The organism is Helicobacter bilis, assembly GCF_900198365.1.
In the GTDB taxonomy this organism is placed as follows: domain Bacteria; phylum Campylobacterota; class Campylobacteria; order Campylobacterales; family Helicobacteraceae; genus Helicobacter_A; species Helicobacter_A bilis_B.
The window spans coordinates 1-13,063 of sequence record NZ_FZMS01000004.1 but is presented as its reverse complement, the minus strand read 5'-3'; the positions used below and the strand labels follow the sequence as shown (position 1 = coordinate 13,063).

Genomic DNA, 13,063 nt, shown 5'->3' with positions numbered 1-13,063 from the left:
CAGATTATGTTGCACGTTGCACAAGGTATAAAAATAAACAGCAAAACTTAAAAATCGAGTAAAAGCTTAATGTAGCAAGATGTGCTAGATTCTGTTATCCCAAGAAGATTTGCTTTTCAAATGTCCTGCAATGATCTCAAAAAAAACATTAGAATCTAGCTTGTAGTCATAAGTCGTGATTAAGATAATATGCGATTACACCTTATCTTTAATATTCAACGCCTTAATAGTTTTAATGTAGCTTTCATATTTATTTTTCTTTAAATACTTCAGCAAACTTTTTCTTTGTCCAACAAGCTTTAAAAGTCCCAATCTACTTGAGTGGTCTTTTGGATTGCTTTTTAAATGCTGTGTGAGATTTGCAATCCTATGTGTTAAAAGTGCGATCTGCACTTCACTTGAGCCTGTATCCTTAGAATCTCTAGCAAATTGTGAGATAATCTCTTGCTTATTTGCCAATTCAGTAGCCATGATGACCTCCATAAATGGTAAAATGAAATTAAAGATTGGATTTTAACATATTTTTCAATATTTTTGGTAAAATATGCAATTTATTTCTAAAAACTTAAAGGAAACTAGATTCTAAAATAACTTGTTTATGCTGAGGAAGTGGAATATCCAGCTATGGATTTATAAGGTAGTTCGCCTTTTTAAAGGATCAATATGACAAGAAACAGGAATTTAAGGTAAAAATTATTATGGCAGACAAAGAACAAAATGGTGGTATTCTACAACGAGCTTTTCCGTTTCTAAAGCTTATTGGGAAGTCAAAGGATCTTGGTGTTGTGGTGTTTGTAGTGATGATTCTAGCAGTCATCATTGTGCCACTACCAGCACCTATGCTTGATTTATTACTAACCATTTCTATTGCCCTATCTATTCTTATTATCTTAATCGCACTTTACATTAATAAACCTATGGATTTTTCTACTTTTCCAACCCTGCTTTTATTTGTAACGGCGTATCGACTCGCCCTAAATGTAGCTACAACGCGTATGATTCTTAGCGAGGGTAGCAATGGTGCAGCACATGTGAGTCGCATTGTAGAAGCATTTGGCGAGTTTGTAGCAAGTGGTAGCTATACCATTGGTGTTATCATCTTTGTGATTCTTATTATAGTGAATCTTCTTGTTATCACAAATGGTTCAACGCGTGTAACAGAAGTTAGAGCGCGTTTTGCCCTTGATGCGATGCCCGGTAAGCAAATGGCAATTGATGCGGATATGAATGCAGGGCTAATTGATGAGAAAGAAGCAAAGCAAAGGCGTGAAAGTTTAGCGCAAGAAGCCGACTTTTATGGTGCAATGGATGGTGCGAGTAAGTTTGTAAAGGGCGATGCTATCGCTGCTATTATCATTACTATCATTAATATTATCGGTGGATTTTGTATAGGCGTATTTCAAAATGATATGACAATGGCAGAAGCGGCAAAAGTATTTACCATTCTTACTATCGGTGATGGTCTAGTGGGACAAATCCCAGCCCTAATTGTAGCTACTGCCACAGGTATCGTAGCGACACGGACTACAAAAGGTGAAGAAGAAAACTTTGCAAACAATCTTGTAAAGCAATTAACAGACAAATCAAAAACACTCATTATTGTAGGCTTTATTCTCTTTATATTCTCACTTGCCCCAAGCTTTCCTACCTTACCACTTGCATTTGTTGGTGCTGTGTTTTGGTTTGCTGCATGGCTTATTAGTAGGGATAATGAAGATTCTGTATTTGCGAAATTCAATCAATTAATAGGCGGTTTTGGCAATAAAAAAGCAAAAGAAAAACAAGTTGCAAAAAAGGCAGCACAAGCAAGCGGGGAAAAAGTGCCGATACAAGAACCAGCACCAAAACGACCACCAAAAACACAAGAAGAAATCAAAAAAGAAGAAGAAAAAGCCATTAATGAAGTGCTAAAAGTAGAATTTTTAGAGTTACATTTAGGCTATCATTTAATCCGTCTTGCCGCAGTGGATCAAGGCGGAGATTTACTAGAGAGAGTGCGTGGAATCCGAAAAAAGATAGCAAGAGACTATGGCTTTTTAATGCCTCAAATCCGTATGACAGATGACCCGGGCATTGGACCTACAACTTATCAATTTTTCTTAAAAGGTATTGAAATTGGTAGCGGTGAAGTGATGCCAGATAAATTCCTTGCTATGAATACAGGCATGGTAGCAAAAGAGATTGATGGTATCCCCACAAAAGAGCCAGCCTTTGGGCTTGATGCTATGTGGATTGATGCGAATTTAAAAGAAGACGCGATTATTCAAGGCTACACGGTTATTGATCCATCAACGGTTATTGCAACTCACATGAGTGAGCTTGTGAAAAAATACGCTGAAGAGTTTATCACAAAAGATGAAGTTAAAAAACTTATGGATAGACTTGAAGAAGAGTATCCAGCCGCAATCGAAGAGGCAAAGAAAGTGCCTTCCAGCGTTATCCGCAGCGTGCTACAAGCCTTGTTGCATGAGGGCATACCGATTAAAGATATGCTTACAATCCTTGAGACAATCACAGATATTGCTCCAAGCGTGCAAAATGATGTTGCAATTATCGTGGAGCAAGTAAGATCTAAACTCTCAAGGGTTATTACAAATGTCTTTAAATCTGAAGATGGTAATATAAAGCTTGTTACACTCTCTCAAGATTCTGAGCATTTCTTATTAAATAAGCTAAAAGACCAGCATGGTGCAAAATTCTTACTGCTGAATACAAGCGAAATGCAAAAGCTAATTGACGCAGTAGAGCAAGAAAGCGTGAAAATCTTACAAAGAAATATCACGCCTGTTATCTTAGTGGTTGATCCACAATTACGCATGCCTTTAAGCATTAAATTAGAGCAATTTAAGCTAGATTCTGTCGTGGTATTAAGCCACGCTGAAATCGATCCAAATGCTTCATTTGAAGTGCTTGGGACTATTGAAGTTGGATTTTAGAAACTCAACCATTTGGGCGGGTGCAGGGCGTAGGGGTGCAAGATAATGAGAATTTAGGATCACTAGAGACTAAGTATTTGAGCTTAATATGTGCTATAATACAAGGCTTTATTTTATAATTAATACGGAGTTGAATTTATGAGAAAATTGCGTTTAAGTCCATTAGGCGGTGTGAAAAGAAGATTAAATGGTGTTAATGAAGGTTTGCATGCTTTGCAGAGACTTACTAGCACAAGCCATGCGATACAAGCTTGTGTGAAAAATGAAGAACATAAAGATTTACTCTTTGCAATGCTTCAAATGGGATTATGGGTATCAGTAGATTCTCGTAAGTCTTGCATTGAAAATACAGAAAAATATCTTAATGCTGTGCGTCCTGCAAAACTTGATAATCTTGTGCGAATAGGTGGCAAAATGGATGGTGGATATGTGATGTTACCCCCCCCCCCCATTGTCAAACTCACAACCAAAGGCAGTCTCTCTAGGCGTTTCTGACTTTTCCCCTTGGGATTTAGAAATGGCAAATATGGGCTATCTGGTATTGCAATATGATGCGAGCATAGAAAAAGCCCCAGATACACATAAAAACATGATTTTTCATAAAAAATTTGTTGGAGCGACAAGAGATCATCAAACAATAACTTTTGATGACATTATGCAGCAATATAGCTTCAATGAAAAAGATCATAATATATTGCAAATAGATATTGAAGGGGCGGAATGGGAGATTTTTGAAAGGCTTGATTTTAGCATACTTGAAAAATATTTTTCACAAATTATTTTAGAATTCCATGATTGTGATCCTAGAGCCTCATTGCAAACAGAACGACATGTAGCCATACTAGAAAGGTTTCATCATGCCTTTCAACCAATACATTTACACTTTAATCCATATGGACATAATTTTTATGTCAAGGATCGTTTTATTTCAAGCTTATTTGAAGTGAGTTATGCAAGAAAAGATGTATTACCAAGAGATTTTACCTTGCTAAATGAATGTGGTGATATACCAAATCTTGATTATCCAAATGGTGAGAAATTGCCAAATATTCCAATTTCATTTTAATAATCTTTTACTATAGGACAAACACATGAGACATGTGAAACACAATAATATGTTTTTGTTAGCAACACGATGGCATACAATGCAGAGCTAGATGTGCTTAAATATTAGCTTTGTATACTATAAAAAACAAATGACTTCATATTATTGTTGTAAAATTATAAATGTCGGATTAAATATTTTTTACATTAAATATCTAATCCATGTTGTGCTACACAATGAAATAACCAACCAATATGAACAACCAGAAAAGACATTCCACATATATTTACAAACATGAAAATAAGATAGATTCCACGACTTCACCCAAATTCACTTTAAAAGCCCTACTTCTTACCATTTTGCTCTTTTTTAAACTTATCTTTTGCATTCATTTCTTTTGATCTTTTGAGTTTCAATTGCATACCAAGTGCATCTAGCATATCCATACTTACAGAATCACTTGTAGCTTTTGTGTTTTCGCTTTTGATGGCTTCAGTGAGTTCTGCACGCAAAATAAGTGTTTTTGGTGGTGCTTCAAACCCTAGCTTCACGCTACCTTTATCAATGCTTACCACCTTGAGAATAATATCATTTCCAATAACGACACTCTCTTCTTGTTTTCTGGACAAAATCAACATTTATCAATCCTATTTAAAATATATTTTACCTTGCCATCTTGAAATACTTCAATGATTCCAAAATGTGTGTCAAAATCTGCAAGCAATATCTTGCTTACAGAATCTTTACACATGGTATCTGGGCAAACTTCCTTGTTATGACACCCTGATTCTAAATGAGTTGCTTGTATATTTTGCGATTGCTGCGTGTGTTGTTTAGAATCTTTCTTAGAATCTGCTACACACACCATATCACTAAAAATCTTTGCACACAAAGAGGGATTAAGTATAAACTTTGCACCATTATATGCGATTTTTGCATATTCTGTAAGCTGAATTGTATCATATTTTAAGGCATTTTTTATATTTAAAATTATAACTTTTGCATTTTGGCGTATCCCTTGTATTTGCAATGGCACTTCTATGCACCCTAAAACATTATTTTGTTTATGCGTCATAGAATCTTTAAGCATATTTTTATAATTCCACTCTCCCTCTTGCACTCTCTCTAAGCTACATAAACTCCCACATATACCCAGATTCTTAGCGATAATCTCCCCTATACTGCGGATATATCCACCCTCACTCACACATACTTCAAAGCTTAAAAAAGGATGTGAATAGTTTAGAATCTTTATATACTTTATGTCTGTTGTAATTGTGCTTATATCAAAGTCTATACCCTTTCTCATAAGCTCATAAGCACGCACACCATTAATATGCTTTGCACTAAATTTTGGTGGTTTATAGGATATATTGCCTTGCATGTTTTGTATTGCTTTTTCTATCTCTTCATGGCTATATGGTTGTATTTTATGAAGGCATACGATATTTTCAATATCAAGGCTTTTACTCTCTAAACCTAAAAATAACACAGCCTTATATGTCTTATAGTCTTTCTTAATATGCGATAATAGCTTTGTGTAGTTATTAATACCAAGTATTAGCATACCATGTGCAAATGGGTCAAGTGTGCCAGAGAATCCTATCTTTTTAACAGGATAGCCCAGCCCTTTCAAACCTTTTTTAAGCATATTGGCAAAACTAAGACTTGAAATATTTGGTGGTTTAGAAGCGATTGCAAAAAAGTTTTGCGGCATTGTATCTTGCAAAAATAGCCCTTATTAAATAGAGTTGTAAGGTATATTTTACTTCATATTCGTTATAATTATCTAAATAAAACAAAAAGGATAGACTTTGGAAATAGAGAGAAATGGTAATGAGCTTATTTTACATGAAAGCAGTCTTATCACTTCAAAAACGGATTTACGCGGTTATATCACCTATGCGAATTTTGATTTTATAGCATTTAGCGGTTATGATGAAGAAGAACTCATCGGGCATAATCACAATATCATACGACATCCACTCATGCCACGCATTATTTTCAAAGTATTATGGGATACGATAAAAAGTGGCAAAGAGATTAATGCCTTTGTGCTTAATAGAAACAAAGAGGGGCTAGAATACTGGGTTTATGCCAATGTAACACCATCATTTAATGCAAATGGCGAAATTATTGGCTATTATTCCGTGCGTAGAAAGCCAAATCTACAAGCCCTGCCGACTATACGCGAACTCTATACAAATCTCACTAACATTGAAAAAAATGCAAAAGAGAAAGGTAAAAATGACATGGATGCAAGTTATGCAGCGTTAGTAGCAACGCTAGAACAGCTAAAGATGACACACCAACTCTTTTTTATCACCATGCAGCATGATGGTGGTGTGGGATAAAGTTAGCATTTTTCGTGATAGCTTATAATCCCTATTTTTCTATGTGTTTTTATTGAATCTGTGATTGTTTAGCTTCTACTTTAATTTATCATCAAAGCACAAGTGAGTAAAATTATCTTTAGAATCTAAATATTCATTTATAGCGAAAGAAAATTACTCTGCCTTAGCATACGCACGGATATTTGTAATGCGGCTTATCTCTTCTTCACTTAGAAATATAATGAAAGCATAGCTATTTTCTTCTGCCTTCTCACGCACAAGGAAGAATGATCGCAAACGATATGATAAAGCCATCGGGCTTAGTGGCTCAACTTGATAGGTTGCAAAGGTTGTGCGTTTTGTATTTGCGAGTAAGCGGCTAATCTTTCTTTCCATTTGTGTATTATAACACTCAAGGCTATAATCCCTAAAATCTGAATACACGCCAACAATATGCTCTTGTGTAGAATCTGTGAAAGAAAAATACAAATAAGATGAAAGGCGATGCAATTTTTGTGCGAGTAAGCGGGAGTATTCAAGTGGTATGGCTTGAAAATTATCAAGGTAAAAATGTTTAATTCCATACCAGCCTTCGCGTTCTATATACTCTAAATCAAAATCGCCAAATGCCACACATGACATATCAAAATGACGCAAATCTTTTAGATTCTGTATGGTTTCGTTAGAACAATAAGTTTTGTTTGAAAGCTGTGCAAAAAGTGTGCGAAGATTATCCAAATATACATTATTGTAATGAAAATCAAAACTTACAACATAAGGATAAAATACAATATTGTATTCATTGCGATAGCCTTTTTGAAGTTCTTGCGTCAATCCAAACTCATTATAACGCGTTAAAAGCGGGCTTTTTGCAAGTGGATTAAACTCTTTTATAGCGACATGATATGCACTCCCAGAGAGTAATGGGGCGATAAATTTTTCATCAATCTCAGCATAAAAGTCAGTATCCTGCGGGACTGCTTGAAAATCATGTGTGATATCTTGTGGATTGAGATTATACATATCCGCGCTTGCCATATTATTCCTCATTCAATATTTTTTATGTAAAAGTGTAAAATCGGATTATAACACGAAAGCAATAGCGCAAAATTAAGTTTATACACATAAAATCTTATAGTTGTAGCATTTTGATACAAAAATATCACATTTCTTCAAATACTACAAAATTACGCTCATTTTGAAATACACTTTGTATCTCTAAAGTAATATCGTATGGAATCTGCGTATCAAGGATAACGATAGGATTCATACTCTCCATACCGCACAAACCATATCTTAAGTGCATTTCCTGTGTGTATTTTGGCGGATTTTTTATCATGTTGGCTACATCTTTATATTCTGTGTTAAAGAAAAAATTCAAAGTATTTATGTCTATAAACATGCTGTCATCTTTTTGTGAAAAGCCAATGAGTAGCTTAGAATCTAGCTTATATCGCTCTTCTTTTTGGGTTAAAAAGCTAACTTTTTCTTTGTTTGAAAGGTCTTTTAATTGTGTTTGAAAGATTTGATAAAAGCATTCAATCTTTGGTTTTGCCCATGTTATTTTACTGCTTTTTGCTTTCTTTTTTGAGTTAGATCTTGCAATAATGTATGATGGGATAACCTCTTTTTTATGCCAAACTCTGCCGAGTAAAAGTCGCCATACAAGGTTTTCTTGCTGTGTTAAAACATAGCCTTTTCCCTCTTTTTCTAGTATATCCCTTTGATTAAATGTTAGCTTTCTGTATTCATTGCTTGCTGGCATAATCTGTCCGCTAACATTACTCATCATCTCAAATACAACTTTATCTTGTTTGCTTCTCTGCTGTTTTAGGGCAAACTGACAACCACAATAATTCTGCCTATAAAGTTTATCTTCTTTTGCGAGTTCATTTTGCTTATTAACCCCGCCATTTGCCCTAACATTTATCTTAATAAATTCTAAATCATTTTTTGCCGCAATTATATCGCCCTGCTTATAAAGGACTTGCTGTTCTTTCATAGGGCTACTTAAAAGCGTTGTGGTAAATTTTTGAATCTGCATTTCTTTTGCAAGTTGTGCAGTCTTTACAAGCCTTGTATCAAAGCATACATTACACCTATCCCCCTTTTCTGGCTCATCTTCTAAACCCTTTACATTTTCAAACCACACTTGCGTATTGTACTCACCCTCTATAAGCTTGATATTAAGCATATTGCAACTTCGCCTTACATCTTGCAATCGCAAATCATGCTCTTCTTTTGGGTGAATATTAGGATTATAGAAAAAGCCCACTAGATTCTCATCTGGATATGCTTTATGAAGCTCACTTAGAAAATAATGACTATCGACACTACAACATATATGCACTAACATTATTGCTCCTTATTTATTCTTATACGCAAAGAAAATATAACCACCCAAACCGACAATAACAACCAGCAATAAAAATATCACTAACACAATATCTAAAGTTTCCATATTACCTTCTTTATTATGATTAAAATATGTAGGGGATTAAGTCTATGAAAATAAAAACACGAATTATAGAATCTAAAAGCTTAAAAAGTTATATAAGGATTCTGAAATTTAGTTTAAAGCAATGTGTATGCAAACCAAATGCACATTGAAACGACTTTTTTGTTTTATTTAAGATTCTGTAATGCTATCTGCAATCATCTTTCACATATCTGCATGTTATCCCTTATTTTATTTTCTAGTATGTGATAGTGATATTGCAAAATAAAATCATACTCAGTTAAAAATCCATACTTACAGAAATATAATATCTTCTACCTTCATAAATTGTTGCATAGTTGTTATAAGCAGTAGTTGCTCCATTAGAACTACTTTTAGCAAGATAATAATCAATAAAGTTATGATCCAAAAGATTATAGATTCCAAAATTAAGCCTTAGATTATTAGTGATATTATAATTGCCGCCTAGATGCAAAAGAAAATATGGTTTATAATATATGCTTAAGCCCGGATTATTATTATAGAAAGTTTCTAGCGCATCTTTAGAACTCGTTCTGCCTAATACATTCATGCGAAGTTGATTTGCACGAAATTCACCGCGTAAAAATGCACCAAATATATCATTGTAGTTATAATTTATCGCCATATTTAGTGTGTGCTCGGGTATCCCTGTAAGTGGTAAGCCTTTGCTATTTCCAGAAGTAGCTTCATTTTTATTCCAAGTGTATGACAATGTAGCACCAATATCACCATACACTATATCAATCGGTTTTAATTGCAAGGCAAGCTCTATTCCATAGCTTATTGCACTATCAACATTATAATAGCTTTGACATGATGGACTTATATCACCATTAGCCCTAGCCCAGTTAGCCTCACATGTGAATCCTGCAGGCAAACTCCCATCTTTTGCAACCGCATAACTTGCAATTTTGTCATAAAATTGAGTAAAAAAAGCGGTAGCAGATATATCGCTATAATCTGTGTCATGCATAACCGCAAGTTCATAGTTAATAGAAGATTCTGGCTTTAAATCTGGATTTCCATATACCCTAATAGCACCTCTTCCTGTGCTAGAACTCCACCCGGGTGTTACATTTGTAATAGTTGGCATTTTGTAACCTGTAGATACGCCACCCTTAATAGTGAGATCGCCAAATGTTTCATTTTCTATCGCATGGTAAATGAGATATGCTCTTGGAGAGAAATTAAACCCGAATGCAGAATTGACATTCATTCGTCCGCCAAATGTCAATATTAAATCATCGAGTATCATATATTCATCTTCAGCATAAATACTTAGTGTATGTCTATCTATAAGCGATGGTGTATCTCCGCCAAATGCAGTGCCATTGAGCGCTGCAACACTATTATACACATATTGAGCTCCTGCTATAATCTTCATACGCCAAAATGGAAAAATTGTCCTATGTTCTAGTATGACATCTTGTGCTAGACGATTTCTAGTTTGATTATACATGGAATTATATTGCATATTAGAATCTGTGCGTATAAGCCCCTTTTCTCCATAACTGCCTTGGTGTCGTGCAATCAAATTATTGCGTGTAAAAAATGAATTTTCAAATACATTTGGATCATACCATTGATTAAAATGTGCTGCATCAACATAAAAGTAATTATTTTCATTCATAGTGTAGCCAAGCCTTGTGCCAACTTGTGCTTGATTATTCTCACCTGCACCAATGATTGAGCTATTGCCTGTGAGTGTTGTTTGACTATTTGGTATAGGCACAACAAAAGTTTTTGGTGCAAACTGATAGGATTCTTTTGCCCTAATTTGCAAAGACCACTTCTTTGCAGAATCAAGCGGACCCGCACTAAATAACATAACGCCTGCAACATGCCCAAAATTATTTTTCTCTTGGAGTGTCGTTTCTATGGTTGCATTACCCACCCATTTTTCAAAGTGTCTTTTCAAGATAACATTAACAACGCCGCCAATAGCATCACTGCCATAAATTACTGATGCAGGACCTCTTATCACTTCAATTTTATCAATTGCACTAATAGGCGGCATAAATGAGCCTTGAGAAAAGCTAAAGTTTGGAAATGCTTCACTGCTTACATCCTGCCTTGTGCCATCAACAAGGAATAATGTATAGCTACTTGGCATACCGCGTATAGACACAGAGTATCCGCCAGTATTTGTTGCCCCTGCATCAATGCTAACTCCGGGTATTTGTGAGATTGCATCGCCTAAATCACGAATGGGACGACCTTGCAAGTCTTTATTAGTTATAATAGACATGGACGCTGGAGCATTCTTTAGTTCTTGTTCAAAACCGGTGGCTGTGCTAACAGTGGCAATCACTTTGTTTAATTTATAGCTTTTTGCAGATGATTTCTCTTTATTAAAAATGTTGTTATCCTCTGTGTTTATCGCATACGCAACATTGAGCCAAGCACAGGTTAAAAAGATTCCAAATATTCCCTTATGTTTCATCATTGAATTACCCTTTCAAGTTTTATGACATTTACACAAAAATACAGCTTTATACGCCAAGCAATGTTTAGGTATTTACACCAAAATTTAATTATAATAATAGCATAAAATTTTATTATTATATAAAATATAATATCCATTACTATTATTATATATATTTTAGTTGAATGCAGGTGATACATGATTTTGAATCCAAATTCTAGGATCATGTTATTTGCACTGTGTAGAATCTAAAAATTTAAAAGGCTATATTAAAGACTCTGAAATTGAGTTTAATTTTTTAGCTATTGATTATATGGCAAAATAGATTCTATAAACGAAGCATAGAGTCGCTACATAAGCCATTCATATTTGCCATATCTCATAAAGTTTTGCTATAAACTCTTCTTTACTTTATACGATAAATAGACAAAACAAGCTGATATAAAAGGAATAGCAATTATGAAAAAACTCCATGTAGTCTCACTTGGGTGTTCTAAGAATCTTGTAGATTCTGAAGTTATGCTAGGTAAATTGCAAGATTATGAGATCACGCAGGATTTAGGCAGTGCCGATGTGATTATAATCAATACTTGCGGATTTATAGAAGCGGCAAAAAAAGAGAGTTTAGGGCATATATTTGAAGCATTAGAGGGGCGTAAAAAGGGGGCATTGCTAGTGGCTAGTGGCTGTCTTGTAGCACGCTATGCAAAAGAGATTAAAGAGATGATTCCAGAGATTGACATTCTCACGGGTGTAAGCGATTATGACAAAATAGATACGATGATCAAAGACAAAAAGGGCGTAATAAATGATAGCGTATATCTCCAAAAAGATGAAAAGCGAGTGGTTACAGGCTCACAAATCCATGCTTATGTGAAAATCAGCGAAGGTTGCAATCAGCAATGCTCATTTTGTGCTATCCCTAACTTTAAGGGTAAGCTACAAAGCAGAAGCATAGATTCCATACTGAATGAAGTGGAATCTCTAGCAAAAGAGGGCTATAAGGATATAAGCTTTATCGCACAAGATACAAGCTCATTTTTGCGTGATAAAGGTGTGAATGATGGGCTTTTAAAACTCATTAATGCCATAGACGCACAAGGGGCGATTAAGAGTGCGAGGATCCTGTATCTATATCCAAGCTCCACAGATATAGAGTTGTTAGATGGCATTGCAAACTCACAAATATTTCAAAACTATTATGACATGCCAATACAACATAGTGCAAAATCCGTGCTTTCACACATGCAAAGAAGCCATAAAGACATGATAAAACTACTTGAATATATGAAAAAAATCTCAAATAGCTTTGTGCGTAGCAGTGTGATTGTAGGCTATCCAACAGAAACTGAAGATGATTTTAACGCTCTTTGTGAGTTTTTAGAATCTTTTCGCTTTGATAGGCTAAATGTGTTTGAATACTCAAAGGAAGAGGACACAAAAGCTGGAAAGCTAGAAGAAATCCCGCGAAAGATACGCACACAACGCATTAATAAAGTAAAAAAGATTCTAGCAAAGATTGATAAGCAACATTTTTCTGCCATGCTAGATACACATATCCCCTGCATTATTGAGGGTAAAAGCATGTTGAGCCCACATTTTTATAGTGCAAGAGATATGAGATGGGCAAAGGATATTGATGGTGAGATTCTCATAAATGATGGTGAATATAGCGGACCGGGCTACTATAATGTGCATATCACACAAACAAAGGATAATATCCTAATTGGTAGTATAAAAAATCGCTTTGAGTGATACGATAGCAATTGTTAATAGCCCAAGCCCAACTATATATTAGACTTTTTAGTTTGTTGTGCAATTGAAAAAACGCCTAACTTAATAAAA

The 13,063-nt window shown here is 34.9% G+C and carries 11 protein-coding genes; 5 read left to right on the top strand and 6 right to left on the bottom strand.

Annotation, left to right across the window (positions count from 1 at the left end; translation table 11 throughout):
* Positions 1-195: 195 nt before the first annotated feature.
* A complete protein-coding gene (gene rpsO / locus C6H08_RS00660; RefSeq protein ID WP_004088133.1) occupies positions 196-471 on the bottom strand; it encodes a 30S ribosomal protein S15 in 276 nt (91 codons plus the stop codon).
* A gap of 227 nt (positions 472-698) precedes the next feature.
* Here rpsO and flhA point away from each other — a divergent pair, with 227 nt between their 5' ends.
* From flhA to C6H08_RS00645, 3 genes are all read left to right on the top strand, one after another.
* Positions 699-2,936: a flagellar biosynthesis protein FlhA gene (flhA, locus tag C6H08_RS00655; protein ID WP_034580188.1), complete on the top strand. Its 2,238-nt coding sequence runs from the start codon at positions 699-701 to the stop codon at positions 2,934-2,936.
* Positions 2,937-3,074: 138 nt separating this feature from the next.
* Complete coding sequence (locus C6H08_RS00650) at positions 3,075-3,431, top strand: hypothetical protein (RefSeq protein ID WP_104686064.1); 357 nt, start codon at positions 3,075-3,077, stop codon at positions 3,429-3,431.
* Positions 3,432-3,453: 22 nt separating this feature from the next.
* On the top strand, positions 3,454-4,002 hold the full coding sequence (locus C6H08_RS00645; protein WP_104686063.1) for an FkbM family methyltransferase: 549 nt from the start codon (positions 3,454-3,456) through the stop codon (positions 4,000-4,002).
* 323 nt (positions 4,003-4,325) lie between these two features.
* Here C6H08_RS00645 and C6H08_RS00640 read toward each other — a convergent pair whose 3' ends face one another.
* Both C6H08_RS00640 and C6H08_RS00635 read right to left on the bottom strand, forming a co-directional pair.
* Entirely contained in the window at positions 4,326-4,619 is a 294-nt protein-coding gene (locus C6H08_RS00640; protein WP_004087647.1) for a carbon storage regulator, read from the bottom strand.
* The gene (locus C6H08_RS00635; RefSeq protein ID WP_052092658.1) at positions 4,613-5,710 is read right to left on the bottom strand and encodes a pseudouridine synthase family protein; all 1,098 of its coding nucleotides are present in this window, start codon (positions 5,708-5,710) and stop codon (positions 4,613-4,615) included. Before C6H08_RS00635 ends, C6H08_RS00640 begins: the two co-directional genes overlap by 7 nt.
* A gap of 85 nt (positions 5,711-5,795) precedes the next feature.
* Here C6H08_RS00635 and C6H08_RS00630 point away from each other — a divergent pair, with 85 nt between their 5' ends.
* Complete coding sequence (locus C6H08_RS00630) at positions 5,796-6,335, top strand: PAS domain-containing protein (protein WP_034562839.1); 540 nt, start codon at positions 5,796-5,798, stop codon at positions 6,333-6,335.
* Between the two features lie 153 nt (positions 6,336-6,488).
* On the opposite strand, the gene C6H08_RS00625 is transcribed toward C6H08_RS00630, so the two are convergent.
* From C6H08_RS00625 to C6H08_RS00615, 3 genes are all read right to left on the bottom strand, one after another.
* A complete protein-coding gene (locus C6H08_RS00625; protein ID WP_034562841.1) occupies positions 6,489-7,352 on the bottom strand; it encodes a hypothetical protein in 864 nt (287 codons plus the stop codon).
* Between the two features lie 124 nt (positions 7,353-7,476).
* Complete coding sequence (locus tag C6H08_RS00620; RefSeq protein ID WP_034562844.1) at positions 7,477-8,670, bottom strand: epoxyqueuosine reductase QueH; 1,194 nt, start codon at positions 8,668-8,670, stop codon at positions 7,477-7,479.
* 382 nt (positions 8,671-9,052) lie between these two features.
* Entirely contained in the window at positions 9,053-11,239 is a 2,187-nt protein-coding gene (locus C6H08_RS00615) for a TonB-dependent receptor domain-containing protein (RefSeq protein ID WP_233708402.1), read from the bottom strand.
* A 438-nt stretch (positions 11,240-11,677) separates the two neighbouring features.
* On the opposite strand from C6H08_RS00615, the gene rimO reads away from it, so the two are divergent.
* Positions 11,678-12,973: a 30S ribosomal protein S12 methylthiotransferase RimO gene (gene rimO, locus C6H08_RS00610; protein ID WP_034562846.1), complete on the top strand. Its 1,296-nt coding sequence runs from the start codon at positions 11,678-11,680 to the stop codon at positions 12,971-12,973.
* Positions 12,974-13,063 lie beyond the last annotated feature (90 nt).